The organism is Dellaglioa algida DSM 15638, from assembly GCF_001434695.1.
GTDB lineage: Bacteria > Bacillota > Bacilli > Lactobacillales > Lactobacillaceae > Dellaglioa > Dellaglioa algida.
Genome location: NZ_AZDI01000001.1, coordinates 1 through 19,585, shown reverse-complemented (window position 1 = coordinate 19,585; position 19,585 = coordinate 1). Strand labels below are relative to the sequence as shown.

Genomic DNA, 19,585 nt, shown 5'->3' with positions numbered 1-19,585 from the left:
AAAGATATCGCAATGCGATATCTTCCTCACTTTATAGTCTTCTTTTTGACATTTTCTTCTTACATTAACGACTGAACGTCACGCGCAATTACTAATTCTTCATCAGTAGGTATGGCGAAAACTTTAACGGCAGATTCTGGCGTACTAAGCATTACCTGTTCACCCATTTTTTCATTATTTTCGGCATCAAACCCAATACCTAAGTAAGATAAATGTTCTATTACACGGCGACGAACGATACGATCATTTTCACCAAGTCCGGCTGTGAAAATAATGCCATCAACGCCCTGCATTTCTGCGATGTATTGGCCAATATATTTAATGATATTTTGAACGTAGATTTTTACTGCTAAATCGGCACGCGGATTTTTACCTAGTTGCGCTTTAACGTCACGCATATCAGGAGAAATACCTGAAATACCAAGTAAACCTGACTTACGATTCAAAATGTTGACCATTTCATCTATATCCGTAATTTTTAATTGTCTCATCATGTAAGCGACCAATGACACGTCTACGTCTCCAGAGCGCGTTGCCATTGTGATACCAGCAAGTGGTGTGAAGCCCATTGATGTATCAATAGATTTACCACCAACAGTCGCTGTAATGGATGCCCCAGCACCCAAATGTAAAGTAATCAATTTTAATTCTTTAGGATCCTTATCGAATAACTTTTCAGCTTCTGAAACAACATAACGAACGCTTGTGCCATGGGCACCATAACGTCTTGCGCCATACTTTTCATACCATTCATAAGGAACACTATACATGTAACTTTCTTCAGGCATTGTTTGATGAAATGCTGTATCAAATACTGCGACACTCGTTGCAGTAGGTAAGATTTCTTCAAAGGCTTGAATACCTAAAAGGTTCGCCGGATTGTGTAATGGTGCTAATTCTGATAATTCATCAATTTTTGCAATCGTATCAGCATTCACTAATGTTGATTTTTTAAAGAATTCACCACCAGCAACGACACGATGACCAACACCAGATATCTCGTTAAAATCAGCAATAATATCTAATTGAAGTAAAAGTTTTAATAATAATTGGACCCCAACCGAATGATTATCTATATCTAATACATCTTCATATTTTTTACCATTATCATACTTAATTGTAAGAATTGAGTCTTTAAGTCCTATTCTTTCAATCAATCCTTTGGCAATGACGGTTTCTTCCGGCATACTAAACAATTGAAATTTCAAACTTGAACTACCTGCGTTGATTGCAATAATTTTTGACATATTCTTCCTCCAGTTATGATTTCGTTTAATTAACATTATTATACTGTTTATATTACTTTAATCCCAAAAAAACGCAATCAAAATCTATTATATTTTCGGTAATGTATTATGCTAGCATACCTCTTTTAGAAAACGCATACAATATTTTCCAAAAAAATAATGGTACACGGAATTTTATCTTCCGTCTACCATTATTTTTTGTCCGAATTCTCTCATTAATCCAAGCAAATCCACGACTTTACCTTCACCTAAAACGTCTACCCAAGTATCAAATCTTTTTTTGATTGACTCGGTAACAACACGTTCTACTTTTGCACCTTGATCAGATAAACGTAAATTTATTCTTCTTCTATCAATCGTGTCTTGTTCTTGATAGATATATTGTAATTGTTTCAAAACGTTCAATTGGCGTGCAATCGCACTCCTTGAAACATTTCTTTTTTTTGCAATATCAACCATGCTAATGTTTTCAGTATTTTGAATATCTTTTAAAATTAAAAACTGTTCAAAAGACAAATTATACTCACTAGTAGGTTGTGAGATAAATCCTTCCACATACTTAAATGTTCCCAAATACATGTCAATATAGTCTTCCATTAACTTAGTTGTTGTCATTGCTAATTCTCCTCTTGCATACGTTTACGTATAGTTAAATTTAGCACACAACACGGTTAATTACTATCCTAAATGATTGTATTTTTATTTTTCTGCTTGTTCAGTTTGCGCAGCCAATTGTTTGCGATTTACAAAAACCCAAATTGCACCCAATACGACGACCATGACCATTAATGCGAGTACTGATCCAATCATGCCCGTACCTTGGCTATTAATTGCATAGGTAAAGCCGTTTAAAACATGTGTAACAGGTAAGAATGCTGCAAATACTTGATAAGCATTTGATAACATTGTATTTGGAATAACTTGTCCTGTGATAACTAATTGAACAAGTAATAATGCTAGTGATAAGAGAATTCCCATCGTTCCAAGAAGTTCATCGATAACGACACATAGGAGCGTAAAGATTAATCCTGAAAGGAATGTAAAGATTACAAAACTAATTGGATGTTCGATTGTTACACCAAAGAATAATGTTAACAACAGAACGCCCGCTGTTTGAATAGAAGAGATGAATAGCATTAAGAAAAGATTTTGTAACCAATTTGGTGACAATTCATTTTTCTTACGGTATCTGAATAAAATTAATTGAGTCACGATTGCACCAACAAATAATGATAATACAATCACTAATGGGGCAAACGTATTCTTCAATGTTTTAGCAAGATTGTCGCTTTCAACCTGAGTTTTAACAGGTTCAACGAATTGTGCCACATTTTTTGGTGATGAGTTAATATTACCAACTTGTGCTGCACCATCGGCTAATTTAGTATTCAATAATGTGACACCTGCATCTGCTGTTCCTAATCCATCTGTTACTTGTTTTGATCCATCGGCTAATTTTTTCGAACCATCTGCCAATTGTGGACTAGCTGCTGCTAATTGTGTTTCACCGTCTGTTAATTGTGAGCTAGCAGCCGTTAATTGTGAACCACCTGCTGTTAACTGTGAACCACCTGCTGCTAATTGTGGCGTAGCGGCCGTTAATTGTGAGCCACCGTCAACAATTTTATCAGAACCCGCTTTTAACTGAGTTCCACCCGCAACTAATGTTTGTGTTCCGGCTTCAAGTTGTCCGCCAGCTGTAACAAGTTTTTGTGAACCAGCCTTAAGCGCCGATACACCACTTGTTAAGGTAGGAACGTTACTGTTTAATTGATTAATCCCACCTGCTACTTGAGAAGTTCCGGCCGTATAAGCTAAAATCCCAGCAGATAACTTACCGACACTATTTGTCATGATTGATTGATTAATTGTATCTTTAATTGTTTGTGCACTTGTTGTATCAACGCTTGATCCATTAACGCTAGCGTTTAATTTCTTAGCAACATCTTCATTTGAATTAGAAGCTGTTACTAACTCATCAATTTGATCACTTAAGTCTTTTGTATCACCCAAGAGACCAATCATTGAATCACTCGTTAATGTATCTGTACTATTTAATAATGCATTAGCGTGCGTTGTAATTGTATCAAATTTAGTTAAGAGGTCTTTAAGATCCACGTTACCCATCGTTGATTTAAATTCAGCCATGAGTGAACCCATCTCACCCATAGTCTTCTCTAGGATAGCTTTTGTTGTTAATAAATTATCTTTTATTCCATTTGCATTTGTACCAACTTTTTCAATATCTTTACCAGTCGTTGTAACTTGTTTCAAGACTGCATTTTTTTCATCTTGACTCATCGTCGTTGATGCATTAATTAATTCACTAACTTTATCATTAGAACTTGTGGCCATGCCATTATAAATTAATGCGCTTGCCATCTTACCAGTTGTACTTGCATTAATTTTATTCAGTTGAGCCTGTACAGTCTCTAACTGATCACCTGCCGCCATTAATTGTTCTACCAAGGCAGGTAATGCTTTCAATGTCGTCATTGACTCTTGAATTTCAGCAAGTTCGGCCTTTAGTTCTTTTGATCCTTGTCGTGCATTTTTTATTTGTGAGATAAGTTCTGGAATATGTTCAATAATTTCACTGCGGGCTCTCAGCTTCGTTTGAATTTGTGTAACACCCGTTTTAATCCCAGTTGAGTATGCTGTTAATCCTGCAACGGCCATGGGTAATGATTGACTACCCGACATTCCTGCAGCTAACGTTTTTACCCCGCTGTTTAAGGCTGATGAATTAGAATCAAGCGTGCTTGCTCCAGCGGCTAATTTATCAACACCACCCGCTAAGGTTGCGCCTCCACTTTGTAAAGTAGATAATCCAGCATCTAATGTTTTATTCCCATCAACATACTGAGTGACACCGTCTGATAATTTTGGTGCACTAGCAACAAGTGTATTAATACCGGTTGATAGTTGTTGGTTCCCATTAACTAAAGTACCTACACCGTTTGTATACGTATTTACACCATTAGCATACGTATTTACACCGTCAGCCAATGTATCAACACCATTAGTATACGTATTTAATCCGGTTTTTAATGTTTGATTTCCCTTATCAAAGGTCACCATACTTGTTGCTAATGTATCTAAATTTCTTGTAACCTCTTTACTCCCGTTCTTAAGCTTGATTGTTCCTTTGTTCAACGTTTTAACTCCGGTTGAAGCTTCTTTAACGCCTGACCCTAATTGTTGAACAGAACCAAGTAATGCGGAATCATATGCTTTTTGAATATTCGTAAGAACTTGTGTTTTCAATTGTTCGGCCACTTGCTTTGTAATTAATTGAGAAACATAGTTATTTGTATCCGATTGCTTAGTTTTTAACAAACTTACTTTTGGTGTTTCATCAAGTGCTGTTGTTGCATTTGATGAAAAATCATTTGGTAAGGTGACCGACATTGTATAATCACCTGAATCTAAATGCTTCTTCGCAGTATCTGCACTGACAAACTCCCATTTCGCTTGTTTATTGGTTTTAAGAATTTTAGTAACTTCCTCACCAACGTTTATTTTTTTACCCTTGAATGATGCTTCTTTATCGTTATTTATAATAGCAACTTTTAAATTACCTGTGTCCATTTGTTGCTTACTTGAAACTAATTTGTACGTCCCGTACGCAATTAAACTCGGGATTAAGCACGCGATTGCAATGTAGCCAATCAACCTCTTATTCTTTGACATAAGTTCTTTGAACAAAATCATCCACCCTTTCTATTTTAGTTAATGGCATTAACGATTATTCACTTCGTTAACCTCGTTAACAATATTATGACTATATTCGTTTTCAATTCTTTTGTCAAATGATTTTACAAAAAAATTCCACTCAATAACAATGAGTGGAATCTCTTATAATTTAATTTTTGATCAAATAGTAATAGATAAATTGACCAGGCGCAATAAGAATTAGTCCGGCAAATTGAACAACGAAAATTAATAATTTAGTCACATTTTCAGTTGAAATTTCACGCGTATTCATTTCCTGTCTCGACTGAGGTGTCTCATCCTCTTTATCTTTTTTTATTTCTTTTTGATTAAATCCATTTAATTCAAGATTGTATGGATAAAAAGTTAAAAAATTTAATATCAAATAATAATTGATTAATAACCGCCAATTTGGTGCACTCCACAAGTTCCCAATCGCTAAAAGAATGATTAAAGGAACCAACCCTTTAAGTAAGGATACTGAATAATATTTAAATCGTTTCACAATGACCCTCCAGAGATTTTTCTTGTTCACTCTAGATTAGCATAATTTAATCAAAAACGCTGATACTTAGTGAAAACCTTTAGTATTTATTAAGTTAATTATCCAGTTGTAATAACTTATTTACCCTAATTCTTGATCGATTTACAGCAATCATCGTCACAACGTAAAGTGTGACAAAAAAAGAGGTTTCGATGGTCGTTCCAATAAAGGCACAAACAAGCGCCAGTGAGAACAAAATATTACCAAGAATCTGCCATTTTCGTTTCTCAATTGCGTAATCCGCTAATATTTTAGTTTCTTCTGGGCCTAATGAATCCACACTTCTAACATTAGCCTGACGTACTTTGGTTAATTGTAATGACAATCTAATATTATAAATAATCAATATTGCCATAATTAAATACAAAATTGTTTCCATTAGCACCCCTACTCTCTTTTTAGTTTAATACAGCTACCCTTTAATCACTTTTTCCTCTATACTTAATTTATGCCGTAAAATAATAAAAGAGTTGCTAAGATACCGCAACCCATCCATTATTTTACAACTAAAACGTCACAAGGTGCTATACGGGTAACATAATTTGTAACTGCGCCCATTAGCATTCGCTCGACTGCCTTCAAACCGGATTGTCCCATAATAATTAAATCTGAATGGTGATCCTCAATGAAGTCCTTAGCAATTACCGTCTTAGGACTTCCAAAACGGATGTGGATGTCAACATCTGTGAAACCATCTTTTACGATGCTATCTTTCAATTCATTCATATATGCTTCTGTATCTTCAAATGTTTGATAAACGATTGAACCGCCACCGTCCATCATCCCTGAAAAACTAACAGAGAATTGACGTGTGTCAATAACGTTTAAAATGTCTAAATGTGCATGGTTAGCTTTGGCACTTTCTACAGCACGACGTAATGCTTTTTCAGCTGAATCTGATCCATCAACTGGGACTAAAATATTTTTATATTCTTGTTCCATATTTGCCACCCCATATCTTTTATTTATGATTACAGTATATCATTAAAATTGTATTAGATGTTAGCGTTTTACCTACAAAATTTGAAATAAAGAAGGTTCCTACTATGTTATTAAAAAGAATTTCTATTTTTAGCGCTCCCTATTCCGTTCGTGAATTAACGGAAAAAGATTTACCTCAAATGTTAGCGTTAGAAAAAAGGCAGGCGGATTACTTAAAGTTTCAAGGAAAGTCTGACTTAACAATTGATGAAATCAAATCCGACTTAACATCTGTCCCTCTTTCAGTTAACCAGAATCAAAAATGGACTCTTGGATTTTTTAAAGATGAAAAACTTGTTGCTATTATTGATTTTCTAACAGATTACCCTCAAGTTCAGACCGTTTGGATTGGTTTATTTCTTGTCTCGAAGGCCGATGAAGGAAAAGGGATTGCCACCCATTTATCAAAAGCATTTTTTAAGTCTCTTAAATCTGAACAATTCACAAATGTTCAAACTTTAAAATATGAACAAGAAACAACAAATCAAATATTATTAGAAAAATTAGGGTTCATTGATCAGCAACCATTAGTTTTAAAAAGTTCTGATGGGAGTAACATCCCCGCTATTCTTTCTAAATTAACACTTTAAATTAGAAAATTATTTAACATGTATCCAGTATTTCTTACTAACATTTGGTTATCTTCTTTCATTTCCTATGATTTTGGCCATCTAGGTGTTATGATTAAATAGTAAGAAACTGGAGGAATAAAACATATGAGCAAAAATTTATTAGCAGATCTTGAGAAAAACTTCATCACGAGTGATGAAACTTCTAAAACATTTAAGGTTCCAAGCAAAAAGGAAGATCTAACAATAAAGATTGACAATGATATTTTTGAAAAAGTTTCTAAGGATGATGAAAAACTCGAACGTCTAATTAAGAACTTACTTAAGTTCAGTTCAAAGAGTAAGGCAAAAGAATTAATCTCAATTAATAAACGTAATTACCGTATCTTCATGTAACCCACAAAACTAGCCCGGTTGAGACTAACTTTGGGGGCTAGTTTTTTTAATTCTTGTCAATTCGACGTTTTTATCTTAAACTATTAGTTAAGAGGTGATTCTTATGTTTTTAACTACTGGAGATGTTAATCGTTCATATGCTATTAAAGGCATTGTAAATGCGACGGCTAAACTTATATTAGAAGCCGACGAAATTGATCGTGTTGACGATTTTGATTCATTATACGATGACGTTCGCGCTGAATTAGCCGAACGAGCAATTAATAAAGGCGGCGATGGTATTATTAACGTCCACTTTGAACCACAAACTGTTCGCGTAACAATTGCGCCTAGATTCTTAGTCTTGCATGGTTATGGTACCGTTATCGAGTTTTCTAAATAAATTTATACGCGCTTGTGGCGGAACTGGCAGACGCGCAGCGTTCAGATCGCTGTTTGGGTTTCCAAGTGCAGGTTCGATTCCTGTCAGGCGCATCATCAACGTTGATACACCAGTGTTTAAATCCGATTCGTATCCATTTACGAATTGGATTTTTTATTTTAACCAAATAACCTTTAACTTGTTTTAACAATCTAGCTGAATTAAATATTTTGTTAATCTTTTGATTAAATTCATTGTTAAATCTTAAAATTTAACAAATAAAAAAGTGTGCGATTCTGCATTTAGCAAAATCGCACACTTTTTTTAATAATTATATTCCTCTACTTGATCAGTTCATATATTCCTTCAGCGTAAATAGCTGCAGCTTTGAACACATCGTCCAATGGAATAAATTCATTAGCTTGATGCATCGTATCGGGAACGCCTGGGAACATCGCTCCGAAGGCAACACCGCGTTTCAAGAGACGACCATAAGTTCCGCCACCAACAACTAAACCTTCGGCCTTTTCGCCAGTTTGTTTCGTATAAACGCCTAATAACGTTTTAACCAAAGGATCTTCTGGTGATACATAATGAGGGCCTTGTAGACGACCGGCCTCAATTGTAACGTCCATTTCATTCGTAATATTTTCAATTCCACGTTTAATATCAACTTCTGTCATACCTTTAGGGAAGCGGAAATTCAAGGCCATTTGCCCACCCTTATCAGCTTTAAAAGTAAATATTCCAGAGTTCATTGTTAAATCACCCATGATGTCATTAGTAAAGGCAATATTAAAATTATTCATACGTGAATCTTTGTGTAAGTAGTCAGCAGCTAGACGTAGATAATTACCCGCGTCACCACCAAAATCAAATTGATTTAAAAATAATGCTAGGAAAGTTCCCGCATTTTCACCGTTTTTAGGTTCTTGCGCATGGGCAGCTTTACCAACCATCGAAATAGTTACCATATCATCATGGCGTTCTAACTCGCCGGTAACGACGTTAGCAGCTATAAATTCATTAAAGACTTCTTCCATCTCGGCACCATTTTCCGTTTTAATCACGGCTTTAGCATCGCGAGGAACCATGTTTTCTCGGAGTCCAGCATCAAATTCAAGCAATTGATCCTTTTCACCATTCGAGCCATTAAAGTTCAAGAAGTAAGTGATATTTCCCTTTTCACCATTAATGATTGGGAAGAATGCATCTGGCGAAAATCCAAAATCTGGTTCGGGCATATTTTCAAGGTAATGTGTCATCCCTCTCCAGCCACTCTCTTCATCAGTTCCAATAATAAAACGAACTTTTTTTGAAACGGACAATCCCAACTCTTGAATGATTTTCAAACCATAGTATGCAGCCATTCCTGGCCCTTTATCATCTGAAGCACCACGAGCATAAATTCGGCCATCTTTAACAACTGGAGAGAACGGATCAGTATCCCAGCCGTTTCCGGCAGGCATAACATCAACGTGAGCTAAAATTCCCAACGTTTCGTCCCCTTCACCAAATTCAATATGACCAGCCAAACCATCAAGGTTTAAGGTTTTAAAACCATCACGTGCTCCAATTTCCAAAAATTTATCCAACCCAGCTTTAGGTCCAGGACCTAAGGGGGCTTCGGTTGTTGCAATTGATTCATCACGAACACTTTCAATTTTTAACATTGAAAATAAATCTTCTAATAAGGCATCTTGACGCTTTTCAACTTCTGCTTTCCAATCTATACTCATTTGACTTCCTCCTATAATATTAGTAAGACCATTTTATCACAAAATTTTAATAATCGGTATTCAAAAGCGCATTAAATCAAATAAATTGATATACTCTAGTCATTCAATAAAGGAGTGTCGAAAATGGAAAAAATATCTAAATCGATTTTAACGAACATATTTAATGAGGAAGAAAAACAAGTTACTCAGCAACGTATTGTTGTCGTTGGCGGCAATGAAAATGGTGGTGGCTCTGCTTTTATAACTGCAAAATCTGCTTTGTATAGTAGTGGGAATCCAGTCACAACAGCAACAGACAAATTAAATTTAGGTGCTTTGTACGCGAACCTACCCGAAACTGACTATATTAATTATTTCGACAAAGTATTACTTGCTGATGCGATATCAAATGCATCAGTTATTGTCGCGGGTCCCGGATTAGGATCTGATTTAAGAAGTTCTGATATTCTAGATGTTGTTCTTGCAAATGCGTCACTCAATCAGACACTAATTTTGAGCGACGCCGCCCTTAAAATAATAAAAGAATCGGAGCATCCTCTTCCAAAAACTAACTTAATTTTGGTTATGGATGAAGCAGAATGGGCTAATTTTTCTAATGTCCCAATCGAACAACAAACATCAGATTCAATGGAAATTTTCCAACAAAAAAATAACGCCATAATTGTCATAAAAAAGACGAATACTGAATTATATTTAAAAGATGGTTCCGTTCTAACGAGCCCATTAAAAACGTCACAAACAAGCACAAATTCTTTGACTGGGATAATTACCGGACTCGCTACTTTATCCTCTAATACGTCAGAAACAGTTGCAGCAGCCATTTACCTCCATGGTTACATCGAAGATCAAATCTCTCGTTCACAATTCCCGGCTCTTCCTTCACGTATCGTTGATAACATTCCCTTATTTTTAAAAGAATTTACGCTATAAAAAAATTGTCGACTTTAACTAGTCGGCAATTTTTTATTGAATCGATTCAATTTCCTCGTCCGTTAAAACACGATAACGACCTAAAGACAATGTTTGTTCTAATTCTAAGGTTCCCATTTTCTTACGTTCAAGTCGGATGACCCTCATCCCGATTGCCCCAAACATGCGTTTAATCTGGTGATATTTCCCCTCGGTAATTGTCACAAAAACCTCAGATATATTTGTAACACTTTGATAAGATGCTATGCTCAATCTGGCAGGCTTTGTTCGTGTGCCATCCTTCAGTAAAAGTCCCGTCTCAAATTTTGACACATCAGCATCGGTGACATGCCCTTCAACTTTAGCAAAGTACACCTTGTCCACGTGGCGTGTTGGTGAGAGCATTCGATGACCTAATTGACCATCATTTGTAATAAGCAATAATCCAGTTGTATCCTTGTCTAAGCGTCCGACTGGAAACAAATCATCCCGGTAGTCCACACGATTAAATAAATCCATTACTGTTTTTTGCTTTTTATCTTTAGTCGCCGTCAATACACCCGCCGGTTTGTTCAAAAGGTAATAATAATATTGTTGATATTGAACTACTTCTCCATTTACCTGAACGATTGATTCTACCGGATTAATTTGAATTTTTGCACTGGTCACCTTCTCGTCATCAACAACTACTTGCTTCGTTTTTATGAGTTTACGAACATCACTTCTCGTACCAAATTGCATTTCGCTCAAAAATTTATCAATTCTCATTTCAGCTTAAACCTCACTTAATTCTCAATCTCCGTCGTAGTCCAGCAACGCGATCGCCTAATATCTTATCAGCTAATCTTGTTTTTAAACTACAGTAGACATAAACATACCCGCCCAAACCGGCAGCGATAATAATTGTTATAATAGCACTAATTCGACTGTCCATCGGTAAAAATAGGTAGATAACTTTTACTGCCAAAAGTGCGATAAAAAATGTTATAAGTGCATAAATCATCATTTTATTTAATCTTGCCTGTATCAGTCTTACATTTAAATGGAACATTTTATGTAACGATCGGATCATTAACCATGAGCTCACACCCATACCAATCGCTGTAGCCGCCAATGGTCCGAATGCACCAAGCCAGGCAACTAAAGGATATTGAACGATTAATTTGATTATCATCCCAATGAAGAAATAAACAATTGCCTTCTTATTTTGATAAACGCCTTGTAAAATGGCAGAAACAACCGTAAACAATCCTAAGAAAATCGATTCATATGCTGAGAACTGTAAAACGTAAATTCCGACTGGATCGTATCCATAAAAAATAACATATAGTGGATGAGCTACGGCAGCCATTCCTAGAGCACATGGTAACATTACAAAAAAGAATAATTGTAATGTATCCGAAGTTTGCTCACTCAATGCTTTTTTATCATTTCGTGTGTACGCTTCTGATAGTAGCGGTATAGCTGTAATTGACATTGCTGAAGCAATGGAAATGATAATCATCACCAATTTGTTAGCATTAAAACTAAATAATGCCCATAATTCATTTTGAACAGTTCGCGTATAATTAGTAACGTGTGTCATAATACCAAAAAAAGTATATTGGTCAATTAACCCAAATATTGTAATGGCTGCACCGATAATAATAAAGGGAATTGATTCTCGAATAACTTCTTTAATGATTTGCTGCGTAGAAATCGTCAATTTATTATCACTATTTGCGACTAATCGATCTAGTTCGGGTTTTCGACGGTAAAAGTACCAGACTAAAACTAGCATACCGCCCAATGCACCAATAAAGGCCGCAAAAGTTGATTGTGTCACACCGGTAATATAGCTACCATGGCTAACTTTCATAATAATAAATGTTGCAGCTAGCATGTAAATCACTCTAGCAATTTGTTCAAAAAATTGCGAAATAGCAGATGGCGCCATTTCTTGATAACCTTGAAAAAAACCTCGTATTAAACTCATCATTGGAATGATTAATAAGGCCCAAGACAATGATCTAAAAACAGGGATAACATTTTTATCCCCACTCGTGATGTATGGTGCAATAATCCATAATATAACCGCACAAACGACGCCCATTATAGCCATCAATGCCATTCCATATTTGAATAATCGTCTCCCAATGCCATACTCATTTTGTGCATTGTAATGCGCAACTTGTTTAGCGACGGCAGAAGGTACTCCCGCTACTGCAATCATTAGAAAGAAACTGTAAACATTGTATCCCATACTGTACAAAGCATTTGCCTGTAGTCTATCTGGACCCAGCCACATGTTCCATGGAATAATGTAGATAGCTCCCAGTACTCTTGAAAAAATACTACCCGCAGTCATCCAGGCTGACCCTTGCAACATTTTTCGTTTAGCATTACTTTGTTCAGACGCCATTTGATCTGTTAATTTTACATCTTCATTCATTACTTTTGTACCCTACTTTCCCATAACACTTAATCTTACCATTTTATAGCTTTTAAATTTCAGTTGCAATTTATTTTTTTATTTTTAATCAAAAAATAAACGGGTATCACAAAATATAATTAATTTGTGATACCCGTTTATGTTATTTAATTTGCAACGATATTAACTAATTTACCGGGAACAGCAATCACTTTACGAATTGTTTTCCCTTTAAGTTCTTCTTGAATTTTATCATCATTTAAAGCCAATTCTTCTAATTCATCTTTAGTAGCATCTTTAGAAACAACACTATGTTGACGAACTTTACCGTTAACCTGTAGGACAATTTCAACTGTATTTTCAACAAGTTTACTTTCATCAAATGTAGGCCAACTAGCGTAACTAATAGATTCTTCATGTCCTAATAGTGACCAAACTTCTTCAGCCATATGTGGTGCGATTGGCGCGATTAATTGAATAAATCCTTCAATTTGTTCCTTAGCTAACGATTTAGCTTTATAAGCGTCATTAACAAAAATCATTAACTGTGAGATACCCGTATTAAAGTGAAGGGCCTCATAATCCTCAGTTACTTTTTTAACTGTTTGGTTATATATTTTATCAAGTTCACCGTCATTTTCATCAACAACTGCTGAGCTAATCTTATTATCTTCGGTCATGATTAATCGCCAAATGCGCTCGATAAATTTATGTGACCCATTCAATCCATCTTCGCTCCAAGCAATTGAAGCATCTAATGGTCCCATGAACATTTCATAAAGGCGTAACGTATCTGCCCCAAAACGCTCAACTATATCATCTGGATTAACGACATTACCTTTAGATTTAGACATTTTTTCATGGTTATCACCTAAAATCATTCCTTGGTTAACTAGCTTTTGGAAAGGTTCTTTAGTAGGCACGACACCAATATCGTATAAGAATTTATGCCAAAATCTTGCATATAGCAAATGTAAGACAGCATGCTCAGCACCACCAACGTAAACGTCAACGGGAAGCCATTCTTTTAATTTTTTACGATCAGCAATTTCATTTGGGTTATGAGGATCAATAAAACGAACAAAGTACCATGAGCTACCAGCCCATTGTGGCATTGTATTCGTTTCACGCTTACCTTTACGACCGTTCTCATCGACAACGTTAATCCAGTCAGTTAAATTAGCTAAGGGACTTTCACCTGTGCCAGATGGTTTAATATCCGTTGCTTCAGGTAACTCAAGTGGTAATTGGTCAACAGGAACTGTTGTCGTTTCACCATCTTCCCAATGAATAATAGGAATTGGTTCACCCCAATATCGTTGTCTTGAAAATAACCAATCTCTTAATTTATAATTTATTTTCTTCTGACCAACATTATTTTCTTCCATCCAAGCAATAGCTTTTTCGATAGCTTCGGCTTTTTCCAAACCGTTTAAAAATCCAGAGTTAATGTACTTGCCGGGAGTTGTGTTTGCTTCATCAGTAATTTCGGGGCCTTCAATGACAGATAAAATATTTAATCCGTATTTTGTTGCGAATTCAAAATCCCTCTCGTCATGTGCAGGAACGGCCATAACAGCACCAGTACCATATGATGCTAAAACGTAATCAGCAGTCCAGATTGGTAATTTTTCACCATTTACAGGATTTATTGCATACGATCCCGTAAATACACCCGTTTTATCTTTTGCCAAATCAGTTCGTTCCAAGTCAGACTTAACTTCAATTGCTTTTTGATAAGCTTTAACGGCTTCTTTTTGAGAATCTATTGTGATTTTATCAAGGATATCCAACTCTGGTGCAATAACAATATAAGAAACACCGTAAATAGTTTCGGGGCGTGTTGTAAAAGCTTCTATTTTTAAATCGTCAAATTGATCAACCTTAAAATTGACACTTGCGCCCGTTGACCTACCAATCCAATTTCTTTGTTGTTCTTTAATACTATCTGGCCAATCCAAATCATCCAAATCGTCTAGTAAACGGTCTGCATAAGCCGTAATTTTTAGAACCCATTGACGCATAGGTTTTCTAACGATTGGGTAACCACCTCGTTCTGTTTTACCATCAATTACCTCTTCATTAGCAACAACAGTACCTAAATCAGGACTCCAGTTAACGGCAACCTCATCTTCATAAGCTAATCCTTTTTCGTATAACTTTTCAAAAATCCATTGTGTCCATTTATAATAATCAGGATCAGTCGTATTTAGTTCACGACTCCAGTCATATGAAAGACCTAAAGATTTTATTTGTCGCCTAAAATTATCTGTATTTGTTTTCGTAAATGCCTTAGGGCTGTGTCCAGTATCTAGCGCGTATTGTTCGGCTGGAAGTCCAAAAGCATCCCATCCCATTGGATGCAAAACGTTAAATCCTTGCATTCTTTTCATTCGAGCCAAAATATCTGTAGCTGTAAATCCTTCTGGATGCCCCACATGAAGTCCCTGACCAGATGGATATGGGAACATATCAAGCGCATAAAAATTTTCCTTTTCAGGATTTTCAGTCGTTTTAAATGTTTGATTGGCATCCCAAAATGCTTGCCATTTTTGTTCTATTACTTTGTGATTATAAGTCATGTATACTAACTTCCTTTCTGATTATATATACAAAAAAGTCCTATAGAAGATTAACTTCTATAGGACGAATTTTCCGCGGTACCACCTATTATTCCAGTATAAATTACTGACTCTTTTTCATAACGTGAAATAACGTTCGCACCTACTATTGTTCAGTGAGAAAACTCAAGGATGAGTTCAAATAACCATTTATGTATATTCTCACTACCATATACTCACTAAAATAATTGGTTAAATTACTAGTTCCTCTTAATCGTTTTATATTAATTTCAGTGTAGCAAACGAATCTTATTATTGCAAATAATCTTTAGTTTTTTTATCGAATAAATTAATAATCATTGCGAGAACTACAATACAAATTCCTGCCAAATATATACCATGAAGACCTTGATACAGAACTTCACGTAACTTAGGTATCAAATGCTTTGGTAATTGATCTGCAGTCTGTGGATTGATTAAAATGTCCATCATACTATCCTTTGTTCCTGGAGCTTTTACTATTTCTTTATGCATTTGCATATTAAATATAATTCCAAATACTGAAATCATCAATGTTTGTCCAAGAGTCCGGCTTAGCGTGTTAAATGATGTCGCCACGCCAATATCAGACTGTGGTACTAAACTTTGTGCAGTAACCGTCGTCGCTGTAATCGTTATTCCAAATCCAACTCCCAATATTGCGGAAATAATTAAAAATAGGTAGAATGGTGTATTTATTGGCAAGAGACCAAGCGCAACGGATCCAATTAAAATAAAAAGCAAACTAATCGATAACACTTTCTTTGGTGCCCATGCCGCCATCATATTGCCTGCAAAAAAAGAACCCGCAATCCATAGAATAGAACTTGGTGTCACCGCAAATCCTGCCATAGAAGCTTTTAATCCAAGTATTCCTTGGGTCCATGTTGGAATATAAACCTCAAATCCAATTAAGAATCCCGATATTAGTGCGGCTACAATATTTTGAATTACAAACGTTCTGTTATTAAAAAGTTTTAACGAAATAATTGGATCCTCTACTCTTTTTTCCCATTTAATGAATAAAAAAAGCGAAACCATAAAACCAAAGAAACAGAGTAAAACAACTAAATCCATTCCAACATCACCCCATCGTTGGAAGCTATACAAAATCGCTAGGATGCCAGTCATCAAAAGAAAACTACCCAAAAAATCTATTTTTGAACTCATTATTTTACGTTCTTCTTTAAAAAACATCTGAATCATTATTATCGTTATCAAACCTATTGGCAGGTTGATAAAAAATACCCAATGCCAATTTAAATGATCCACAATAAAACCACCCAACAAAGGTGCAACTATTGAGGCAATTCCCCAAGCTGATCCATTCAATCCCATCACTTTTGCTCGATTTTCAACAGAGTAAATATCAGCAATAATGGTAAAAGATACTGGCATTATTGCCCCAGCACCAATACCTTGTATTGCACGTGAAACAATTAAGGTAGCCATACTATTGGAAAAGCCACAAAGTGTTGATCCAACCAGAAAAACTACAAGACCAAATATAAAAACTGGCTTACGTCCTAAAACATCTGCGAGTTTACCGTATATTGGTGTCATCATGGCGTTGGTTAATAAATAAATTGAAAAAACCCAATTCATTAACGATACACCGTGAAGTTCCCCAGCAATTGTGGGCATTGCGGTTGATATTATAGTCCCTTCAACTGCAGTCAAAAATGTTGCAACAAAGATAGCAACCGTAACTAAACGTACATTAGTTTTTGAATTCATGAAACGCCTCCTAAATAAAAAACGATTATATTAAATATTAATTTAATATAATTCGTTGAGTAAACTTTGAACTTTATCCGTTTTTTCCCAAGGTAACTCAATATCAGTACGTCCAAAATGCCCATAAGCTGCTGTCTGCTTGTATATTGGGCGACGTAAGTCTAACATTTTAATAATTCCCGCAGGACGTAAATCAAATATTTTTCGAACGGCTCCAACTAGATCTAATTCATTATACTTAGAAGTACCAAATGTATTGATATTAATTGAAACTGGCTGTGCTACACCAATTGCATATGCAAGCTGAACTTCAACTTGTGTGGCAATTTTAGCTGCAACAATATTCTTTGCAATATAGCGGGCAGCATAACTAGCTGATCGGTCAACCTTTGTCGCATCTTTGCCTGAAAATGCGCCCCCACCATGATGAGCATACCCACCATATGTATCAACAATTATCTTTCTTCCGGTAAGCCCGGCATCACCTTTTGGACCACCAATAACAAATCGGCCCGTTGGATTAATGTAGTATTTCGTTTCCGAGTCTAGTAGACTAGGATCGATAACGACTTTAATGACTTTTTCTATCATATCTTCTTGAATTTGTTTTAATCCTGTTTTTTCATCATGCTGCGTAGAAATAACAACCGTATCTACCCTAAATGGTTGGCCTTTTTCATTATACTCTACGGTTACTTGGGCCTTTGCATCCGGTCTCAAATATTTTAGTTCTTCATTTTTTCGTAAACTTGCAACACGACGCATTAATTTATGACTAATTGCGATTGGTAATGGCATTAACTCAGGTGTCTCATCTACCGCATATCCAAACATTAATCCCTGATCGCCCGCACCAATCTGATCAAACGAATCTAAATCGCCATTTCTTGTTTCTAACGATGTATCAACACCTAATGCAATATCAGGAGATTGTTCATCTATAGCAACCATGACGGCACAATTATCACCATCAAAACCAACCTGAGAATTAATATAGCCAATTTCTTTTATTGTATTCCTAACTACTTGCTGAATATCTACGTATGCATTCGTAGATATTTCACCAACTACAAGTACTAATCCGGTTGTCACAGTCGTCTCACAAGCGACTCTGGCATTAGGATCCTTTTCTAAAAGAGCATCTAATATTGCATCACTAATTTGATCTGCGACCTTATCCGGATGCCCCTCTGATACTGATTCCGATGTAAATAAATGTTTTTCAGTCATTTTTATCTCCTTAAAAGTGTATGAAATTAAAAAAGAACCTCAACTATAAAAGTTTAGGTTCCAATAAATACCTGTATGACGGTCCTAACCGGATTTGAACCGGTGATCTTCCGCGTGACAGGCGGACGTAATAACCCCTATACCATAGGACCAATTGCGGGAGCAGGATTTGAACCTACGACCTTCGGGTTATGAGCCCGACGAGCTACCAGACTGCTCCATCCCGCGATAATATTAAACTGACCCGTACGGGATTTGAACCCATGTTACCGCCGTGAAAGGGCGGTGTCTTAACCACTTGACCAACGGGTCATAAACTAAAACGGAGAAGGAGGGATTCGAACCCTCGCGCCATTTTCACGACCTACACCCTTAGCAGGGGCGCCTCTTCAGCCACTTGAGTACTTCTCCATAAAATAATTGATGGGCCTAAATGGACTCGAACCATCGACCTCACGCTTATCAGGCGTGCGCTCTAAACCAGCTGAGCTATAGGCCCAAAATCATAAAAAAGCGGGTGACGAGAATCGAACTCGCGACAACAGCTTGGAAGGCTGTGGTTTTACCACTAAACTACACCCGCAAAATATATAAATAAATGGCGCAGGACAGAATCGAACTGCCGACACATGGAGCTTCAATCCATTGCTCTACCAACTGAGCTACTGAGCCATTAAACGGTCCTAACCGGATTTGAACCGGTGATCTTCCGCGTGACAGGCGGACGTAATAACCCCTATACCATAGGACCTTCATATGGAGGTTACAGGGCTTGAACCTGTGACCCTCTGCTTGTAAGGCAGACGCTCTCCCAACTGAGCTAAACCTCCAACATGCTTTCTAACAATATACTTATATGACCCGTACGGGATTTGAACCCATGTTACCGCCGTGAAAGGGCGGTGTCTTAACCACTTGACCAACGGGTCAATTTGCAACGGAGAATAAGGGATTCGAACCCTTGAAACGAGAAACCTCGTTTACATGATTTCCAATCATGCTCCTTAGACCAACTCGGACAACTCTCCACATTACAAAAATAGAACTCCGGCAGTAGGACTCGAACCTGCGACATCTTGATTAACAGTCAAGCGCTCTACCAACTGAGCTATGCCGGAATAAAATAATAAAAAAAGCATGGCAACGTC

The 19,585-nt window shown here is 36.4% G+C and carries 16 protein-coding genes, 13 tRNA genes and 1 other annotated feature; of the genes, 5 read left to right on the top strand and 24 right to left on the bottom strand.

The window, feature by feature from the left end; genetic code table 11:
- Positions 1–59: 59 nt before the first annotated feature.
- From FC66_RS00145 to FC66_RS00120, 6 genes are all read right to left on the bottom strand, one after another.
- Positions 60–1,247 (bottom strand): acetate/propionate family kinase, encoded by a 1,188-nt coding sequence (locus FC66_RS00145; protein ID WP_057973342.1) that lies wholly within the window; start codon positions 1,245–1,247, stop codon positions 60–62.
- A gap of 174 nt (positions 1,248–1,421) precedes the next feature.
- Entirely contained in the window at positions 1,422–1,862 is a 441-nt protein-coding gene (locus FC66_RS00140) for a MarR family transcriptional regulator (protein ID WP_057973341.1), read from the bottom strand.
- A gap of 84 nt (positions 1,863–1,946) precedes the next feature.
- On the bottom strand, positions 1,947–4,955 hold the full coding sequence (locus FC66_RS00135) for a YhgE/Pip domain-containing protein (protein WP_057973340.1): 3,009 nt from the start codon (positions 4,953–4,955) through the stop codon (positions 1,947–1,949).
- Positions 4,956–5,112: 157 nt separating this feature from the next.
- Positions 5,113–5,466 carry a hypothetical protein gene (locus FC66_RS00130; protein WP_057973339.1) on the bottom strand — a complete coding sequence of 118 codons (354 nt, stop codon included), beginning with the start codon at positions 5,464–5,466 and terminating at the stop codon, positions 5,113–5,115.
- 94 nt (positions 5,467–5,560) lie between these two features.
- Positions 5,561–5,884: a hypothetical protein gene (locus tag FC66_RS00125; protein ID WP_057973338.1), complete on the bottom strand. Its 324-nt coding sequence runs from the start codon at positions 5,882–5,884 to the stop codon at positions 5,561–5,563.
- Between the two features lie 116 nt (positions 5,885–6,000).
- Positions 6,001–6,447 (bottom strand): universal stress protein, encoded by a 447-nt coding sequence (locus tag FC66_RS00120; protein WP_057973337.1) that lies wholly within the window; start codon positions 6,445–6,447, stop codon positions 6,001–6,003.
- 104 nt (positions 6,448–6,551) lie between these two features.
- Between FC66_RS00120 and FC66_RS00115 the strand changes: the two genes are divergently transcribed.
- The 4 genes from FC66_RS00115 to FC66_RS00100 all read left to right on the top strand — a co-directional run bounded on the left by FC66_RS00115 (position 6,552) and on the right by FC66_RS00100 (position 7,925).
- Positions 6,552–7,076 (top strand): GNAT family N-acetyltransferase, encoded by a 525-nt coding sequence (locus FC66_RS00115; RefSeq protein ID WP_057973336.1) that lies wholly within the window; start codon positions 6,552–6,554, stop codon positions 7,074–7,076.
- 126 nt (positions 7,077–7,202) lie between these two features.
- The gene (locus FC66_RS00110) at positions 7,203–7,451 is read left to right on the top strand and encodes a hypothetical protein (RefSeq protein WP_057973335.1); all 249 of its coding nucleotides are present in this window, start codon (positions 7,203–7,205) and stop codon (positions 7,449–7,451) included.
- A gap of 103 nt (positions 7,452–7,554) precedes the next feature.
- Positions 7,555–7,833, top strand: coding sequence for a hypothetical protein (locus tag FC66_RS00105; RefSeq protein WP_057973334.1), 279 nt, complete (start codon positions 7,555–7,557; stop codon positions 7,831–7,833).
- Positions 7,834–7,841: 8 nt separating this feature from the next.
- Positions 7,842–7,925 (top strand) — tRNA-Leu (locus tag FC66_RS00100).
- Between the two features lie 228 nt (positions 7,926–8,153).
- On the opposite strand, the gene pepV is transcribed toward FC66_RS00100, so the two are convergent.
- The gene (gene pepV / locus FC66_RS00095) at positions 8,154–9,551 is read right to left on the bottom strand and encodes a dipeptidase PepV (protein ID WP_057973333.1); all 1,398 of its coding nucleotides are present in this window, start codon (positions 9,549–9,551) and stop codon (positions 8,154–8,156) included.
- A 123-nt stretch (positions 9,552–9,674) separates the two neighbouring features.
- Between pepV and FC66_RS00090 the strand changes: the two genes are divergently transcribed.
- Positions 9,675–10,481, top strand: a complete 807-nt coding sequence (locus FC66_RS00090) for an NAD(P)H-hydrate dehydratase (RefSeq protein ID WP_057973332.1) — start codon at positions 9,675–9,677, stop codon at positions 10,479–10,481.
- Between the two features lie 33 nt (positions 10,482–10,514).
- Here FC66_RS00090 and FC66_RS00085 read toward each other — a convergent pair whose 3' ends face one another.
- The 17 genes from FC66_RS00085 to FC66_RS00005 form a co-directional block, all read right to left on the bottom strand.
- Positions 10,515–11,228 (bottom strand): 16S rRNA pseudouridine(516) synthase, encoded by a 714-nt coding sequence (locus tag FC66_RS00085; protein WP_057973331.1) that lies wholly within the window; start codon positions 11,226–11,228, stop codon positions 10,515–10,517.
- 13 nt (positions 11,229–11,241) lie between these two features.
- A complete protein-coding gene (locus FC66_RS00080) occupies positions 11,242–12,891 on the bottom strand; it encodes a putative polysaccharide biosynthesis protein (RefSeq protein ID WP_057973330.1) in 1,650 nt (549 codons plus the stop codon).
- 146 nt (positions 12,892–13,037) lie between these two features.
- Positions 13,038–15,452: a leucine--tRNA ligase gene (gene leuS / locus FC66_RS00075; RefSeq protein WP_057973329.1), complete on the bottom strand. Its 2,415-nt coding sequence runs from the start codon at positions 15,450–15,452 to the stop codon at positions 13,038–13,040.
- A gap of 57 nt (positions 15,453–15,509) precedes the next feature.
- Positions 15,510–15,715: a binding site (T-box leader), on the bottom strand.
- A 28-nt stretch (positions 15,716–15,743) separates the two neighbouring features.
- The gene (locus tag FC66_RS00070) at positions 15,744–17,207 is read right to left on the bottom strand and encodes an MDR family MFS transporter (RefSeq protein ID WP_057973328.1); all 1,464 of its coding nucleotides are present in this window, start codon (positions 17,205–17,207) and stop codon (positions 15,744–15,746) included.
- 42 nt (positions 17,208–17,249) lie between these two features.
- Positions 17,250–18,437 carry a methionine adenosyltransferase gene (gene metK / locus FC66_RS00065; RefSeq protein ID WP_057973327.1) on the bottom strand — a complete coding sequence of 396 codons (1,188 nt, stop codon included), beginning with the start codon at positions 18,435–18,437 and terminating at the stop codon, positions 17,250–17,252.
- A gap of 79 nt (positions 18,438–18,516) precedes the next feature.
- A tRNA-Asp gene (locus tag FC66_RS00060) sits at positions 18,517–18,589 on the bottom strand.
- A 2-nt stretch (positions 18,590–18,591) separates the two neighbouring features.
- Positions 18,592–18,665 (bottom strand) — tRNA-Met (locus FC66_RS00055).
- 12 nt (positions 18,666–18,677) lie between these two features.
- Positions 18,678–18,749 (bottom strand) — tRNA-Glu (locus tag FC66_RS00050).
- 11 nt (positions 18,750–18,760) lie between these two features.
- Positions 18,761–18,848, bottom strand: a tRNA-Ser gene (locus tag FC66_RS00045).
- A 13-nt stretch (positions 18,849–18,861) separates the two neighbouring features.
- Positions 18,862–18,936, bottom strand: a tRNA-Ile gene (locus tag FC66_RS00040).
- A gap of 13 nt (positions 18,937–18,949) precedes the next feature.
- Positions 18,950–19,020: transfer RNA gene (locus FC66_RS00035), tRNA-Gly, on the bottom strand.
- Between the two features lie 16 nt (positions 19,021–19,036).
- A tRNA-Phe gene (locus FC66_RS00030) sits at positions 19,037–19,109 on the bottom strand.
- Positions 19,110–19,115: 6 nt separating this feature from the next.
- Positions 19,116–19,188, bottom strand: a tRNA-Asp gene (locus FC66_RS00025).
- 6 nt (positions 19,189–19,194) lie between these two features.
- Positions 19,195–19,267: transfer RNA gene (locus FC66_RS00020), tRNA-Val, on the bottom strand.
- Between the two features lie 27 nt (positions 19,268–19,294).
- A tRNA-Glu gene (locus FC66_RS00015) sits at positions 19,295–19,366 on the bottom strand.
- A gap of 9 nt (positions 19,367–19,375) precedes the next feature.
- Positions 19,376–19,465: transfer RNA gene (locus tag FC66_RS00010), tRNA-Ser, on the bottom strand.
- A 17-nt stretch (positions 19,466–19,482) separates the two neighbouring features.
- Positions 19,483–19,555: transfer RNA gene (locus FC66_RS00005), tRNA-Asn, on the bottom strand.
- Positions 19,556–19,585 lie beyond the last annotated feature (30 nt).